Source organism: uncultured Ellagibacter sp. (genome assembly GCF_934636505.1).
GTDB lineage: Bacteria > Actinomycetota > Coriobacteriia > Coriobacteriales > Eggerthellaceae > Ellagibacter.
In genome coordinates this window covers 1-14,784 of sequence record NZ_CAKUAL010000054.1, presented here as the reverse complement: position 1 = coordinate 14,784, position 14,784 = coordinate 1, and the positions used below count along the sequence as shown (strand labels likewise).

The following is a 14,784-nucleotide window of genomic DNA, read 5'->3' as shown; positions in this document are numbered from 1 at the left end:
CGCACTCGCGAGAGTGCGGCGCTCGAGGCTCGCATCGAGGGGGCGTGCGCCGGTGGGGAAGGCGCTGGCCAGAAGGGGGGTGAGCGCGAATGACGTGGGGGGAGTACTTCATCGTCTTGGGGTCGTGCATGGTGACGATGCTCGCCTGCCGCGTGCTGCCGCTCTTTCTTCTGAAGGGGCGCTCCTTGCCCGACGCCGTCGAGCGCGCGCTTGGCTTCATCCCCTCGGCGGCGTTTGCCGCGCTCGTCGCGAACGACCTGCTCTCGCCCGGAATGTTCGCTTCTGGTATATGGCCTGCGGCTATGCCCCTGGTAGCGAGCGCCGTAGTCGTGGTGGTGGCGTGGAGGACGAAATCACTTCTTGGCTGTGCGGTGGCAGGTGTGGTATCCTATGCCTTGCTCACGCTCATTTAGCGAGAGTGAAAAGTATCAACGTAAAGACCGGGATGTATACGACGCTTCGTTAAGAAGAGCAGTCCAGGACCTCTCTCGGAAACTCGTCGAATTTCAAGTGCAATGCTATTGCGCTTGGTTAACGTGCGCAGTATAATGTCCAACTGTGTCTTTACACCGATATGTACAAAAACGGTTTCAAAAGAGAGCATAGAAGGAAACGAAGATGGACATCATTCGCGCTATCGAGCAGCAGCAAATCAAGCAGGACCTCCCTGATTTCAAAGTGGGCGACAACGTGAAGGTCCACTACCGCATCGTCGAAGGCAACCGCGAGCGTATCCAGGTGTTCCAGGGCGACGTCATCCGCCGTCATGGTGCTTCCTGCCGCGAGACCTTTACCGTTCGCAAGATCAGCTTCTCCGTGGGCGTCGAGCGTACCTTCCCGGTTCACTCCCCCAAGATCGACAAGATTGAGATCACCCGCCGTGGTGACGTGCGTCGCGCCAAGCTGTACTACCTCCGCAAGAAGGTTGGCAAGGCTGCGAAAATCAAGGAGAAGTCGTTCCGCTAAGGCGAACACTTCGTTTGCATCCATCGAAAAGGCCCTTCGGGGCCTTTTCTTGTATCGTGGCCACGGCGCGTGTGCGCAGGGGCGCGGAAGTTCAAAGGAGACTCTCATGGGCGTGACGGTCGCCGAGATAAAGAAGAGGCTTTCCGAGGCCGATGCGGAGGAGTTTGCCGTGCTCGAGCGCGCGCTCGTCGCCGATGAGCGCAAGGGCGTTCGAAGCGCGCTTTCCGTGGCGAAGAGGCGCCTTCAGGCTGAGGCCGACGAGGAGGCGCGCTTGGCCTCGATGTATTCTTTTGAGCGCTCGCTGTGCGGGGAGAATCCCCATGCTGTCGTGGTCGGGCTCGACGAGGTGGGTCGCGGCCCGCTTGCGGGGCCCCTGGCGGTCGGCGCCGTCGTCTTGCCTGCTGGCCCGAAGATTGCGGGCCTGAACGATTCCAAGCAGGTGAAGCCTGCCGATCGCGAGCGCATCGCGACGGAGGTGAAGCGGGTCGCGCTCGCCTGGGACGTGCACTACATCGAGCCCTCCTACATCGATGACCACGGCATGACGGCGTCGCTCAGGCTTGCGTTCTCGAGCGCTGTTAAGGCAATCGAGCAAGCGGACGTGCGCCCCGATGTCATACTCCTCGACGGCAATCCGCTGCATCTCGATCCGCGCGAGATCAATGTCGTGAAGGGCGACGGCAAATGCGCGTCGATTGCGGCGGCTTCCATCGTGGCGAAAGTCGAGAGGGATGCGCTCATGTGCCGCTATGCAGAGAGCTATCCCGAGTATCACTTTGCCGAGAACAAGGGGTATGCAAGTCAAGCCCACATCGACGCCATCGAGCGCGTGGGCTTATGCCCCATTCACCGCAAGAGCTTCTGCACGGCGTTCACGCAGCAAACGCTGTTCTAGTGAGGTTTTCCGCCGCTTTTGGCGAACGACTGCGACTTTCGACGCCGATGAGGCGAATCGCTGCCTGGTCCTTGCCAGGTTCCTGCCAGGTTTTTGCGATTTGCGGGCGATATTGCGCCAGGTTTTTTCTCCTTTGCGGCGAATTTGCAACGTGGATTCGGCTCCTTTCCTTGGCATTCGCTGCCGCGGATTGCCACCTTAGGCGTAAGGAATCGGCAAGGACCCTGTGCATGTTCTGGCAGAATGCGTCTCTATGATGGTGCTCCGTCCCCGAGAAAGGAGCACCATCATGACGAACCGACCTGCCGCTTGCGCGCTCGAAGAGGATTCCGCCCCGAAGCAGCGCAAGCCCAAAAAGGGCCCATCGAGCAAGAAGAACATGCACAACAAAGACCTCGGCCGCAAGGGCGAGGAGGCGGCCGCACGCTATCTCGTGAGGCGCGGCTACGACATTGTCGAGCGCAATTGGACCTGCATAGCTGGGGAAGCGGACATCATCGCCTTCGATGGGGACACCATCGTGTTCGTGGAGGTGAAAACCAGGACGAGCGCCGCAAACGGCCTTCCCGGGGAGGCCGTCACCAAGGAGAAGCGCGCGCGTTACGAGAAGATTGCCTGCCTGTACCTTGAACATTCCGAGGTGACCGACGTGCCGGTCCGCTTCGACGTCGTCGCGCTCACCCTTATCGGACCCGACCGCGCGTTTATCCGCCACCATATCGACGCGTTCGGGGTTGGTTGGTAATGTACGGTCGATGCACGGTGCTCGGCGCGACGCTGCGCGGGGTCGAGGCGATACCCGTTGACGTCGAGGTTGCGGTGTCAAACGGGCTTCCGGGCTTCTCTATCGTGGGCATGGGCGACGCTTCGGTCCAAGAGGCGCGTGAGCGCGTGCGGGCCGCCCTTCGGTCAAGCGGGTTCCAGATGCCGAGCGACAAAATCGTCGTTAACCTTGCGCCAAGCTCTCTGAGAAAGACCGGCTCGGGCCTCGATCTGCCCATCGCCGTCGCGCTTTTGGCTGCCACGGGTCAAATCGATCGTGCCTGCATCGAGAACCGCCTGTTCGTCGGGGAGCTTTCGCTTGAGGGCTTCGTGCGCGGCGTGGCGGGATCGCTCGCCTTCGCGCTGTGCGCCAAGAAGAGGGGTTGCTCGCTTGTGTGTGCCGAGGACGGCGAAACGGTGAGCGTCGATGGGCTCGCCCAGTACGGCCTGCGATTCCTCGGCGGGATGCGCGCGGCAGCTGACTTGCCCTTGCTCTCGCCCCTTGTACCTGAAAGCGCGGCGTGCGATCTCGATTTCCGCGACGTCGCGGGGCACGAGGTCGCCAAGCGCGCCCTGCAGATAGCAGCTGCGGGAAGGCACGGGGTGCTCATGATGGGGCCTCCTGGGTCGGGCAAGACCATGCTTGCCTCGCGGCTGCCCTCTCTTTTGCCGCCCCTCTCGCAGGACGAGGCGCTCGAAACCGCCCTTATCCACTCGGTGGCGGGGGAATCGGTCGCGCCGATTCTCTCGGGGGTGCGGCCGTTTCGCAAGCCCCACCACTCGGCCTCGCTCGCGGGGCTGGTCGGGGGAGGGTCCCCGATACGCCCGGGCGAGATCACGCTCGCGCACAACGGCGTGCTCTTCCTCGATGAGCTCTCCGAGTTCAAGAGCTCGGTTCTGCAGGGCATCCGCCAGCCGATGGAAACCGGGGAGGTCAGGCTCACCCGCGCCGACGGCACGGTCACGTTCCCCGCGCGATTCATGCTAGTCGCGGCGTCGAACCCTTGCCCGTGCGGTCATCTGGGCGACGAGGAGACCGCATGCACGTGCACGCTTACCCAGGTGAAGACCTACCAAGGACGCATAGGGGGTCCGCTCATGGATCGAATTGATCTGCATCTCGATGTTCAGAGGATTCCTCCAAGCGACGTGATCGCGACGGGGTCGGGAACGTCGTCGGAGACGCTTCGGGAAGGGGTGCTGAAGGCGAGGGAGTTCGCGCGGTGGAGGTCGCTGCACGACGCGGGGGCTCGCGTATCGGCATCCGATTCTCCCGATGGGGCCGCGTCGCGCGATTCGGCTGCGCCGGGACCAAGGCGGCCGGCCGACCTGGTGCGCGATTGCCATCTTTCCGAGCCGAACCGCGAGTTCTTCGAGCAGTCCGCGAAAGCCCACAACATGAGCGGCCGCGCCATCATGCGCACCCTCTCCGTCGCGCGCACCATTGCCGATATGGAGGAATCCCACGAGGTGCTGATGACGCATCTGTGCGAGGCGCTCAGTTTTCGGGTAAGGGAAGGGGTGGGCGCATGAGCGCGACAGCTGCGCAGACTGCGGTGCTCTCCGGACCGAAATCGGTCGTCGAGCGGGGGAGCGAAGACTATCCCGAGCGCCTTTTGCGATGTGGATCGCCTCCCGATCGCCTGTATGTGATCGGTAACACTGCGGTCTTGCGGATGCCTTCACTCTCTGTCGTGGGCGCCCGCAAGGCGACACCCTACGGGCGCGGATGCGCGCGGCGCTTCTCGACGCTTGCCGCTGAGCGGGGTCTTGCCATCGTGTCGGGCGGGGCGCGCGGATGCGATTCCGAGGCACATCGCGCGGCGATTGCCAAAGGCGCGCCGACGGTGGCGTTTCTCGGAGGCGGCTGCGATCGCATCTACCCGGCCGAGAACGCTGCGCTCTTCCAGTCGATCATCGACAGCGGGGGCGCTGTCGCCTCCGAGCGCGACTGGACGTTCCCGCCGGTGCCGTACGCCTTCCGCGCAAGAAATCGCCTCATCGCGAGTTTATCGGCGGCAACGCTCATCGTTGAGGCGGGATTGCCGTCGGGCACCTTCTCCACCGCTGACGAGGCGCTCGCGGCGGGAAGCGAGGTTCTCGCTGTGCCCGGGTCGATAACCTCGGCGTCGTCTCGCGGGGCGAATCGCCTGATCTCGCAAGGGGCGGTGCCCATTATCGACGACGATACGTTTCTCGATGCCCTTTTCAGTATCTACGGATGCTTGCGGCAGGAGACCTACCCAGGCGAGGGCGCGGAGGGTGTTGCGTTGACGAGCCGTCAGGCCGCCGATCCCCTCGTCGCTGCGCTTCGGGCCGAGCCTTTGGGGATGGAGAAGCTTCGCGACATCGCGCAAGAGTGCGCGCCTGCGGGCGAGGACCCGTGGGTCTGGCTCATGCTGCGCTTGGCAAAGCTCGAGCAGGAGGGGGAGGTGCAGCGTTATCCCGACGGGCGCTTCGGGCCAGTGGTGCGCCCTCTGGTATAATCTCACGACGCGGGCGCCGTGCCCGCTCTTTTGCACTTACAGGCCGGGTCTTTCGCCCGCTGCCTTTTGCTTTCGAGGAGGAACCGATGGGCGATAGTCAACGTGTGGTGCGCGTCTTAGGCGCAGGGCTCGCAGGTAGCGAGGCGGCGCTCCAGCTTGCCGATCGCGGCATTCGCGTGGAGCTCGTCGAGATGCGCCCCGAGGTGGGCACCGCCGTGCACAAAACCGGCAACGCCGCAGAGCTCGTGTGCTCGAACTCGCTTAAGAGCACTAATCCCGACAGCGCTGCGGGAATGCTCAAGGCGGAGCTCTCCGCGCTCGGGTCGCACCTCATCGACATCGCGACGCGCAACCGGGTGGCCGCAGGCGGCGCGCTCGCCGTCGACCGTGACGCTTTCTCGAGTGAGGTGACGGCGCGCCTTTGCGCCCACCCCCTCATCGAGATCTCCCGGCGCCGCGCGAGGAGCATCGATGAGGAGGCGGTGGGAGTCGATGCGCTCATCGTTGCTACCGGGCCCTTGACCGAGGGCGATTTGGCGCAGTCGCTGTGCGAGGCAACGGGCGCGGACAACCTGGCCTTCTTCGACGCAGCGGCGCCCGTCGTCATGGCAGAGTCCCTCGATCGCGAGAAGCTCTTCTCCCAAAGCCGCTACGAGGAGGGCACGGGTGATTACCTGAACGCTCCGTTCAGCAAGGAGGAATATGAGGCCTTCGCCCATGAGCTCATCGGAGCTGAGCGTGTGATCAAGCGGGAATTCGAGTCGAAGGATCTCTTCCAGGCGTGCCAGCCGATCGAGGAGATCGCCCGTACGGGAATCGACGCGCCCCGGTTCGGCGCCTTGAAGCCCGTGGGGCTCACCGACCCGCGCACGGGCCGCAGGCCTTGGGCGGCGCTTCAGCTTCGCGCCGAGGACGCCCATGGGGAAAGCTATAACCTCGTCGGTTTCCAGACGAACCTCACGTTTCCCGAGCAGCGACGCGTGTTCCGCATGATTCCGGGACTCGAAGGCGCCGAGTTTGCGCGCTATGGGGTCATGCACCGCAACACCTTCATCAACGCGCCCTCGCTTCTCGACTCCAACCTGCGGTTCCGTCCGGAAATAGAGGCGCGGTGGAGCGTTCCCGTCCATGTGGCGGGGCAGCTCGCCGGCACGGAGGGCTATTGCGAGGCCATTCGCTCGGGGCTCCATGCGGCGCTCGCCGTCGCGGCAGAGCTTTCGGGCGAGAAGCCGCTTCCTCTTCCCGAGGATACGGCGTTCGGCGCGCTTATGGGCTACGCGACCGACCCTCAGACGACGGGGTATCAGCCGATGCACGTCAACTTCGGCATCATGCGTCCGCTTGACGAGCGAATCCGCAACAAGCGCGAGCGCTATGCGGCCTACACACGCCGCGGGTCCGAGGCGCTTGCAGGCTATTGCGGCCAGCTGCGCCAGCGCGGGCTCCTGCCTTCGGAAGAGGGGGGCGAGCGGTAGTCCATGGCTGAGGAAAACAAACGATCTTCCTCGAAAGCGGGCGATGACGTCGTCGCCGAAGAGCAGCAGATTGACGCCGCTGTCGTGTGCGCCATCGACGATTTCTGCGCCGCGCTCGTTGCAGAGCGCAACGCGTCTGCCAACACCGTTCGCGCCTATCGGACCGACTTAGGGGACTACGGCCGGTGGGCTTATCGCGAGAAGCTCGATGCGCTTCATGCAAGCCATCGGGACCTGCGGCGCTATCTGGCCCAGCTCGATGCGGCGCGCTATTCGCGCAGGACGGTCAACCGTCGTCTTTCGGCGCTGCGCACGTTTTTCCGCTGGCTAAATGTGACCGGCCGTGTGGACGCCAACCCGGCGAGCGCGCTCATCGGGCCGAAGAGCGGAAAACACCTCCCGCAGGTTCTTCGCCCGCGCGATATGGCACGCCTGCTGTCGGTCCATGCTTCGTGCGATTTGAAGGGGCGCCCCCGCGAGCAGTCGCTCACCGACATGCGCGACCAGGCGATACTCGAATTCCTCTACGCGTGCGGTGCGCGCATTTCCGAGACATCGGGCCTGCTCGCAGTTAATATCGACTTCGACGAGGGTCAGGCGCGCCTGTTCGGCAAGGGCTCGAAGGAGCGCATCGTTCCCTTGCACGATTTGGCCGTGAACGCCCTCAGACGGTACGCGCTCGTGGCGCGCCCGAAGCTGCTCGACGGCAAGGAGTGCCCGTACTTTTTTGTGTCGACGCGCGGCAACCAGATGAAGACCGATGCGATGCGCAAGATGTTCAAGGCGACGGTGCGCGAGGCGGGGCTTGACGACTCCCTGTCGCCGCACGACATGCGCCATACCTTCGCGACCGATCTTCTCAACGGCGGTGCTGACTTGCGCAGTGTCCAAGAAATGCTCGGGCATGCCCAGCTTTCCACCACACAGGTGTACACGCACCTTTCGGTTGAGCGGCTAAAGAAGGTGCATGACCAGGCGTTTCCTCGTTAGTACGTCATTTTCCCAGAAGGTGGCGAAAGGCGGCGACGGGGTGGGTGAAGAGCATGCGCGGGCCTGAGAAGCGCATGACGGCGCGAATCGCCTCGCGCTTCGCAGGCGCGTAGCAGTGGATGGGGCACGAGTTGCAATCCTTCTTCTCGTGCATCTTCAAGCAACGCTCCGTGCGCTTCGCGCAGTACGCATCGAGCTCGGCGCATGCGGCGCACAGGGGCTTCCCGCATACTGCACGGGCCTCATGCGGCTCATCTTTGTGGTTTGCGGCGCAGTATAGCGCGACCATCTGGGAAATCGTCCGCTTCTCGCGCTCTCGCCGTTTTCGGGTTTTCGGTGTGTCTTCCATGGCTAACAGTGTAGCAAACGGAATGCGGCATCAAGGGAACTCCATCGGGGAAGCGGGACTTGTGGTTCCCTCACGTGCCTGCAAGGCTTGGGAGGCTCGCCGAGGGTGGTGCGGCTACGCCTCGTCTAAGGTGGTGCGGCTACGCCTCGTCTAAGGCGGCGCGACCGCGTTCCGCCCGTCGAACATCCTGTGCCGTTTTAGCGAACAGATGTTTTCTCATTGATGGCCTCGCGCGCGCTGCGATACAATCGATCGGCTACACGGATAACTATGAGAAGATGAGGGAACATGGGACAGAACTCGATCGTCATCAAGGGCGCTCGCGAGCATAACCTCAAAAACGTCGATCTGGAAATCCCGCGCGACAAGCTGGTCGTCATAACCGGCCTTTCGGGCTCGGGCAAGTCAAGCCTTGCCTTCGACACCATGTACGCTGAGGGCCAGCGCCGCTACGTGGAAAGCCTTTCGAGCTATGCGCGTATGTTCCTGGGCCAGATGAGCAAGCCCGACCTCGACAGCATCGACGGCTTGTCCCCGGCGGTTTCCATCGACCAGAAGACCACCTCGAAAAACCCGCGCTCCACCGTGGGCACCACAACGGAAATCTACGATTACCTGCGCCTTCTCTTCGCGCGCGTGGGCGTTCCGCATTGCCCGGAGTGCGGGCGTGTCATCAAGAAGCAGACGACCGACCAGGTGACCGACGATATCCTCGCGCTCGCCGCCGATGAAAGCACTCGTGCGATCATCATGGCGCCCGTAGTCGCGGGCCGCAAGGGCGAGTTCACGAAGCTCTTCGCCGACCTTGCGAAGGAGGGCTTCTCCCGCGTTCGCATCGACGGCGAGATCGTGAAGCTCACGGGCGAGCCCATCACCTTGAACAAGAAGATCAAGCACTTCATCGATGTTGTCGTCGACCGCGTCGTGCTGAAGAAATCCGCCACGACCCGCATCGCCGAGTCGGTGGAGAACGCAACGAAGCTTGCCGAGGGGCGCGTGCTCGTCCAGGTGCTCGGCCCCGACGGCAAGCCCCAGGGCGAGGCGGGCGGTACGTCGAGCGGCGCTACGGGTGGGCTCGGCGCAGGGGAACACCTCTTCTCGCTCGCGCTCGCCTGTCCCGAACACGGTCATTCCATGGACGAGCTGCAGCCGCGCGACTTTTCCTTCAACGCACCCTACGGCGCCTGCCCCGACTGCCTGGGCATCGGCAGCCGCGACGAGGTCGACCCCTCGCTCGTGGTGCCCGACCCGTCGCTTTCCCTCGATGAGGGCGTCATTGCGCCGTTTCGCACGGGGAACTACTATCCGCAGGTCATCAAGGCGGTCGCGGCGCACATGGGCGTCGACTCGTCCACGCCATGGGAGGACATGCCGCGCCGCGCGCAGAAGGCTATCATGTCGGGCCTCGGCAAGGAGAAGGTGCGCGTCGACTACGTCACGGTCGATGGCCGCGAGACGTACTGGTACATCGAGTGGGAAGGCGTGCTCGCCGCGGTCATGCGCCGCTACCAGGAGGCGCAGACCGACACGCAGCGCGAGCGCCTTGAGCAGTATTTCGCGACGGTGCCCTGCCAAACCTGCCACGGCAAGCGCCTGAAGCCCGAAATCCTCGCTGTCACCGTGGGCGGCAAGTCCATCCACGATGTGACGGAGATGTCAGCCGCCGATTCCTATGCGTTCTTCAACGGCCTTTCGTTCTCGGGCCAGGCCGAGCGCATCGCGGGGCCCATCGTGAAGGAAATCAAGGCGCGACTGAAATTCCTCGTGGACGTGGGACTCGACTACCTGACGCTCGAGCGCGCCACCGCCACGCTGTCGGGCGGCGAGGCCCAGCGCATCCGCCTTGCCACGCAGATCGGCGCAGGGCTCATGGGCGTGCTCTATATCTTGGACGAACCTTCGATCGGCTTGCATCAGCGCGATAACGAGCGGCTTATCGCCACGCTGGAGCATCTGCGCGACCTCGGCAACACCGTCGTCGTGGTCGAGCACGACGAGGATACCATCCGCAGCGCCGATTTCGTGGTCGACATGGGGCCGGGCGCGGGCGAGCGCGGCGGGGAAGTGGTCGCGGCGGGAACTCCTGCCCAGATCGTGAAGGCGAAGCGCTCCCTTACGGCGGACTATTTGTCGGGCCGTCGCAAGATCGAGGTGCCGCAGACTCGTCGCCATCCCAAGCGGGGGGCCCTCAAGATGACGGGTGCCTCGGAGAACAACCTGAAAAACGTCACGCTCGAGGTGCCCATCGGCACGCTCACCGTGATCACCGGCGTATCCGGCTCGGGTAAAAGCTCGCTTATCACCGACACGCTCGCGCCTGCCCTGGCCAACCGCGTGAACCACGCGCACCGGCGCACGGGTGCGTACCGCAAGATCACCGGGCTCGAGTCGATCGACAAGGTCATCAACATCGATCAGAGCCCCATCGGCCGAACGCCGCGCAGCAACCCCGCCACCTACATCGGGTTGTGGGACGACATCCGCGCCCTGTTCTCCTCGACGCAGGAGGCGAAGGCGCGCGGATACGCCCCGGGCCGCTTCAGCTTCAACGTGAGCGGGGGCCGCTGCGAGGCCTGCAAGGGCGACGGCCAGATCAAAATCGAGATGCACTTCCTTCCCGACGTGTACGTTCCCTGCGAGGTTTGTGGGGGGAAGCGCTACAACCGCGAGACGCTCCAGGTCACCTATCGTGGGAAGAACATCGCCGAGGTCCTCGACATGACGGTCGAGGATGCGCTTGCGTTCTTCGAACACATCCCCGGCATCAAGCGCAAGCTCCAGACGCTGTTCGACGTGGGACTCGGCTACATCCGCCTCGGGCAAGCCGCAACGACCCTTTCGGGCGGCGAGGCCCAGCGCGTCAAGCTTGCGAGCGAGCTTCAGAAGCGATCCACGGGAAAGACGTTCTACATCCTCGACGAGCCGACGACGGGCCTGCACTTCGAAGACGTGCGCCAGCTGCTCGTCGTACTGCAGCGCTTGGTCGACGCCGGCAACACGGTGCTTGTCATCGAGCACAACCTCGACGTCATCAAGTCCGCCGATCATATCGTCGACTTGGGCCCCGAGGGAGGCGAGCGGGGCGGAACTATCATCGCCACCGGTACGCCGGAAGAGGTGGCGCAGGTGGAAGGCAGCTTTACCGGAAAGTTCCTCAAGAAGATGTTGGGCGATCATGCGGGGTAGCTCGGTCGCGAAGGGCGTTCTGCTCACGGCGAGCGGCGCCATATGCTGGGGCTTTTCCGGCACGTGCGCGCAGCTGCTCATGGATATCTACGGTGTCCCCTTAGCGTGGAACGTGTGCGTGCGCCTTGTGTTCGCATCGTTGCTCTACCTGGTCTTTTGCACGGTAACTCATCGCGATCAGCTCCTAAGCCTGCTCAAGCAGCCCAGCGAGTTGGGGCGCCTTCTTGCGTTCTCCATCTTCGGCGTGTTGCTTGTCCAGGTGTGCTACCAGGGGTGCATCTCTGTCAGCAATGCGGGCACGGCAACCGTGTTCGAGCGATGCGGCCTCATCCTCATCATGCTCATCACCTGCGTTAAAGCTCGCCGCGCCCCGATGCGCCGCGAGCTTTTAGGCGTCGTTTTGGCCATCGTCGGCACGGTTTGCATCGCGACCAAGGGAAACCTCGGCACGCTTGCCATCCCCGCCGAGGCGCTCATGTGGGGTGCGGCGTCTGCGTGCGCGCTCGTCTTCTACACGATGATGCCAGTGCGCTTGCTTGAGCGGTGGGGAAGCGTCGTCACCACGACGGTCTCCATGACGATGGCGGCTGTCATCGCCAACGTCGTCGTGCAGCCGTGGAACATGCACGTTGACGTGACCCCCGGCATCGTCGCTGCCATGGCGGCGCTGGTGATTATCGGCACGTTCTTCGCCTACCTGCTGTTCTTGCAGGGCGTGAAGCTCGCGGGCCCCATGCGCGCGGGGCTTGTCGGCAGTATCGAGCCGGTTGCGGCGACGGCGTTCTCCACGCTCTGGCTCGGAACGCCCATCACCCCCTTCGATATCGCTGGCTGCGCGCTCATCGTGATCATGGTGCTGCTCGTGACGCAGCGCGAGGAGAAAGCGCCTCGCGAGGTGGAGCCCTCGAGTGGGGGCGTGCAGGCGGATGGGGCTCAGCCTTCGGACGCGGACGCATAAACGATTGAAGTTGAGCTCTCGGTCACCGGCGTCTTGTTGGTGATCAGGTAGCGCGGGTCGTTGAAGCCGAGCTTTCGGGGAGGGCCGCGAAGCCAATCGGCGAATAGCATGAGGAATGCACGCCTCTCATCCAGCTTGCGGGGTTTCCCACCGCTCTCCACCTCGCTGCGGGGTTTCCTGCCGTGCGCCTCAATATCGAGACCGTTCGCATAATGGAGTTACGATTCTTTCTTTCGTAACACTGAAAACCCGTTCTGTCTGTTATAGTGTGTTACAGATTTGTATCCCGTAACACTAAGCACGTGCGCCGAAAACGCATCAGCTGCGCGCTCTGCTTGGCCGATGAAAGGACAACTCGATGAAAAGCTTCTCAAGGCGAACGTTTTTGCAGGCGGCAGGCGTGAGCGCGGCTGCGGTGGGCTTCGGCGGCGTGCTCGGCGCATGCGCGAGCAACTCGAACACGGACAACTCGGATGCCGGCAGCGCTTCAAAGGGCGAAGAGCGCGCTTCCCAGGTTACGGTATCCATGCCCGTGAGCAGCGAACCCGCCGCTGGCTTCGACCCGTTCGTCTCCTGGGGCTGCGGCGAGCATGTGCATGAGCCGCTTATCCAGTCCACGCTTCTGACCACGACGGCCGATATGGGCTTCGAAAACGACCTCGCGACGGCGTACTCCTGTAGTGACGACGGCCTCATGTGGACGTTCACCATTCGCACGGACGCGAAGTTCACCAACGGCAAGTCGCTCACGGCGCATGATGTGGCCTACACGATCAACGGCGTTGCGAACAGCGAGGCCAGCGAATGCGATCTGACTATGGTGGACAAGGCGGTCGTCGTAGACGACGAAACGTGTGAAATTCATCTGAACAAGCCTTTCGATGCGTTCCTGTACACGTTGGCCGTTATCGGCATCGTCCCTGATGGTGGGCACGGCAGTGATTACGGCACCAACCCGATCGGCAGCGGCCGCTACATGCTGGAGCAATGGGACCACGGACAGCAGGTTATCCTGAAGGCCAATCCCGACTATTACGGCGACGCCCCGAAGATCGAGCGCGTCGTGGTGGTGTTCATGGAAGAGGACGCAAGCCTTGCGGCGGCTCGCTCCGGCCAGGTGGACGTTGCCTACACGGTGGCCACCTACGCTGACCAGCAGCCGACGGGCTACGACCTGCTGAACTGCGCATCGGTCGACTCGCGGGGCATCTCCCTTCCCACCATCGCGGCGGGCGCTACGAAGAAGCAGACGGGCGAGGAGTACCCCGCAGGCAACGACGTCACGCAGGACCTCGCGCTGCGCCGCGCCATCAACTACGGCGTGAACCGTCAGACGCTTATCGACAACGTCTTGAACGGCTATGGCGAGGTCGCGTACAGCGTGAGCGACAATATGCCCTGGTCATCGGACGATATGCGATGCGAACAGGATATCTCCCGCGCCAAGGCGCTGCTCGACGAGGCGGGTTGGGCGCTCGGGTCCGATGGCGTGCGGGCGAAGGACGGCGTGCCCGCCGCGTTCGATTTGTACTATTCGGCGTCCGACTCGGTGCGCCAGGCCATCGCCATGGAATTCGCCAACCAGATGGGCGAACTCGGCATTAAAGTGTCGCCGAAGGGTGCAAGCTGGGACGACATCTACCGACACCAGTTCAGCGACCCCGTCGTGTGGGGCTGGGGTTCGAACAGCCCGATCGAGATCTACAACCTGAACTACTCGACGGGCAACGGCAACTACGCGTGCTACGAGAACGCGGCGGTGGACGCGCACCTGAACGCCGCGCTGGCCAACCCTGTGATCGCCGATTCGTACGACGAGTGGAAGCTTGCCATGTGGGATGGCGAGAACGGCGTGGCTCCGCAGGGCGCTGCCACGTGGGTGTGGTTCGCCAACGTCGACCACCTCTACTTTGTTGCCGATGGCTTGAAAGTCGCCGACCAGAAGCCGCATCCGCATGGGCATGGCTGGTCGATCGTGAACAACGTCGACAAGTGGAGCTGGTAGGACTCGGCTCTCTATGACGAAGTATCTTACTCGACACATCGTGCGGTTTGCGCTGCTGATGCTCGCCGTGGGTTTGGTGGTGTTCGCGCTGGTAAGCGTTTCGCCCATCGATCCCGTGCAGGCGAACGTGGGGCAGGCTGCCTATGTGAACATGTCAGAAGCGAAACGCGCTCAGCTGGCAAGCTACTGGGGCGGCGATGTGCCGTTTTGGGAACGCTTCGTCAACTGGGTAGGTGCCCTTTTCCAGGGGGACATGGGAACCTCGCTGAGATTCAATGCGCCGGTGTCTGAGGTCATCGCGCATCGTGCGGCGAACTCGCTGGCGCTCATGGGCATCGCGTGGCTGCTCAGTGGCGTATTGGGGTTCGCGCTCGGTGTTGCCGCCGGTGCGCGCCGCGGTGGCGCGCTCGACCGCGTGGTGCGCAGCTACTGCTTTCTTCTCGCCTCAACCCCGACATTTTGGCTGGGTCTGCTCGTCTTGATGATCTTCGCTGTGCAGCTTGGGTGGTTCCCCATTGGGTTCTCCGTCCCCATCGGCGTATCGGCGGCGGACGTGACGTTGGCCGACGCGGCGCACCATCTGGTGCTTCCCGCACTCACCCTCTCGGTTATGGGCGTGGCAAACATTGCGCTGCATACGCGCGAGAAGGTGGTTGACGTGCTGGAAAGCGATGACGTGCGCTTCGCACGTGCGCGCGGCGAGTCGGAATTG

Annotated in this window: 14 protein-coding genes; 12 read left to right on the top strand and 2 right to left on the bottom strand. The window is 63.3% G+C overall.

Annotated features, from left to right (window positions below; genetic code table 11):
- The first annotated feature begins 89 nt into the window (after positions 1–89).
- From Q0G18_RS07045 to Q0G18_RS07010, 8 genes are all read left to right on the top strand, one after another.
- Positions 90–413 carry an AzlD domain-containing protein gene (locus Q0G18_RS07045; RefSeq protein ID WP_297151264.1) on the top strand — a complete coding sequence of 108 codons (324 nt, stop codon included), beginning with the start codon at positions 90–92 and terminating at the stop codon, positions 411–413.
- A gap of 205 nt (positions 414–618) precedes the next feature.
- Positions 619–966, top strand: a complete 348-nt coding sequence (gene rplS, locus Q0G18_RS07040) for a 50S ribosomal protein L19 (protein ID WP_296058664.1) — start codon at positions 619–621, stop codon at positions 964–966.
- A 106-nt stretch (positions 967–1,072) separates the two neighbouring features.
- Positions 1,073–1,861, top strand: coding sequence for a ribonuclease HII (locus Q0G18_RS07035; RefSeq protein WP_297151261.1), 789 nt, complete (start codon positions 1,073–1,075; stop codon positions 1,859–1,861).
- A 289-nt stretch (positions 1,862–2,150) separates the two neighbouring features.
- Entirely contained in the window at positions 2,151–2,606 is a 456-nt protein-coding gene (locus Q0G18_RS07030) for a YraN family protein (RefSeq protein ID WP_297151258.1), read from the top strand.
- Positions 2,606–4,156: a YifB family Mg chelatase-like AAA ATPase gene (locus tag Q0G18_RS07025; RefSeq protein WP_297151256.1), complete on the top strand. Its 1,551-nt coding sequence runs from the start codon at positions 2,606–2,608 to the stop codon at positions 4,154–4,156. Before Q0G18_RS07030 ends, Q0G18_RS07025 begins: the two co-directional genes overlap by 1 nt.
- Positions 4,153–5,109 carry a DNA-processing protein DprA gene (gene dprA, locus Q0G18_RS07020; RefSeq protein ID WP_297151253.1) on the top strand — a complete coding sequence of 319 codons (957 nt, stop codon included), beginning with the start codon at positions 4,153–4,155 and terminating at the stop codon, positions 5,107–5,109. Before Q0G18_RS07025 ends, dprA begins: the two co-directional genes overlap by 4 nt.
- An 86-nt stretch (positions 5,110–5,195) precedes the next feature.
- Entirely contained in the window at positions 5,196–6,584 is a 1,389-nt protein-coding gene (gene trmFO, locus Q0G18_RS07015) for a methylenetetrahydrofolate--tRNA-(uracil(54)-C(5))-methyltransferase (FADH(2)-oxidizing) TrmFO (protein WP_297151250.1), read from the top strand.
- 3 nt (positions 6,585–6,587) lie between these two features.
- Positions 6,588–7,574 (top strand): tyrosine recombinase, encoded by a 987-nt coding sequence (locus Q0G18_RS07010; RefSeq protein ID WP_297151248.1) that lies wholly within the window; start codon positions 6,588–6,590, stop codon positions 7,572–7,574.
- A 4-nt stretch (positions 7,575–7,578) separates the two neighbouring features.
- Here the strand turns inward: Q0G18_RS07010 and Q0G18_RS07005 are convergent, their stop codons facing one another.
- Positions 7,579–7,923: a nitrous oxide-stimulated promoter family protein gene (locus tag Q0G18_RS07005; protein WP_297151246.1), complete on the bottom strand. Its 345-nt coding sequence runs from the start codon at positions 7,921–7,923 to the stop codon at positions 7,579–7,581.
- A 288-nt stretch (positions 7,924–8,211) separates the two neighbouring features.
- On the opposite strand from Q0G18_RS07005, the gene uvrA reads away from it, so the two are divergent.
- Complete coding sequence (gene uvrA / locus Q0G18_RS07000; RefSeq protein ID WP_297151243.1) at positions 8,212–11,109, top strand: excinuclease ABC subunit UvrA; 2,898 nt, start codon at positions 8,212–8,214, stop codon at positions 11,107–11,109.
- The gene (locus Q0G18_RS06995; RefSeq protein ID WP_297151240.1) at positions 11,099–12,067 is read left to right on the top strand and encodes a DMT family transporter; all 969 of its coding nucleotides are present in this window, start codon (positions 11,099–11,101) and stop codon (positions 12,065–12,067) included. Before uvrA ends, Q0G18_RS06995 begins: the two co-directional genes overlap by 11 nt.
- Here the strand turns inward: Q0G18_RS06995 and Q0G18_RS06990 are convergent.
- Positions 12,043–12,177: a hypothetical protein gene (locus tag Q0G18_RS06990; RefSeq protein WP_297151238.1), complete on the bottom strand. Its 135-nt coding sequence runs from the start codon at positions 12,175–12,177 to the stop codon at positions 12,043–12,045. The genes Q0G18_RS06995 and Q0G18_RS06990 overlap by 25 nt on opposite strands.
- Before the next feature lie 248 nt (positions 12,178–12,425).
- On the opposite strand from Q0G18_RS06990, the gene Q0G18_RS06985 reads away from it, so the two are divergent.
- Both Q0G18_RS06985 and Q0G18_RS06980 read left to right on the top strand, forming a co-directional pair.
- Entirely contained in the window at positions 12,426–14,072 is a 1,647-nt protein-coding gene (locus Q0G18_RS06985) for an ABC transporter substrate-binding protein (RefSeq protein ID WP_297151235.1), read from the top strand.
- 13 nt (positions 14,073–14,085) lie between these two features.
- Positions 14,086–14,784: ABC transporter permease (locus tag Q0G18_RS06980; RefSeq protein ID WP_297151232.1), on the top strand; the 699-nt coding region annotated here is incomplete at its 3' end.

Coding starts and splice junctions, on each gene's coding strand:
- Q0G18_RS07005 (WP_297151246.1), bottom strand. CDS start 7,923: ATGGAAGACACACCGAAAACCCGAAAACGGCGAGAGCGCGAGAAGCGG.
- trmFO (WP_297151250.1), top strand. CDS start 5,196: ATGGGCGATAGTCAACGTGTGGTGCGCGTCTTAGGCGCAGGGCTCGCA.
- Q0G18_RS07010 (WP_297151248.1), top strand. CDS start 6,588: ATGGCTGAGGAAAACAAACGATCTTCCTCGAAAGCGGGCGATGACGTC.
- Q0G18_RS07045 (WP_297151264.1), top strand. CDS start 90: ATGACGTGGGGGGAGTACTTCATCGTCTTGGGGTCGTGCATGGTGACG.
- Q0G18_RS07025 (WP_297151256.1), top strand. CDS start 2,606: ATGTACGGTCGATGCACGGTGCTCGGCGCGACGCTGCGCGGGGTCGAG.
- uvrA (WP_297151243.1), top strand. CDS start 8,212: ATGGGACAGAACTCGATCGTCATCAAGGGCGCTCGCGAGCATAACCTC.
- Q0G18_RS07035 (WP_297151261.1), top strand. CDS start 1,073: ATGGGCGTGACGGTCGCCGAGATAAAGAAGAGGCTTTCCGAGGCCGAT.
- rplS (WP_296058664.1), top strand. CDS start 619: ATGGACATCATTCGCGCTATCGAGCAGCAGCAAATCAAGCAGGACCTC.
- Q0G18_RS07030 (WP_297151258.1), top strand. CDS start 2,151: ATGACGAACCGACCTGCCGCTTGCGCGCTCGAAGAGGATTCCGCCCCG.
- dprA (WP_297151253.1), top strand. CDS start 4,153: ATGAGCGCGACAGCTGCGCAGACTGCGGTGCTCTCCGGACCGAAATCG.
- Q0G18_RS06990 (WP_297151238.1), bottom strand. CDS start 12,177: ATGCTATTCGCCGATTGGCTTCGCGGCCCTCCCCGAAAGCTCGGCTTC.
- Q0G18_RS06995 (WP_297151240.1), top strand. CDS start 11,099: ATGCGGGGTAGCTCGGTCGCGAAGGGCGTTCTGCTCACGGCGAGCGGC.
- Q0G18_RS06985 (WP_297151235.1), top strand. CDS start 12,426: ATGAAAAGCTTCTCAAGGCGAACGTTTTTGCAGGCGGCAGGCGTGAGC.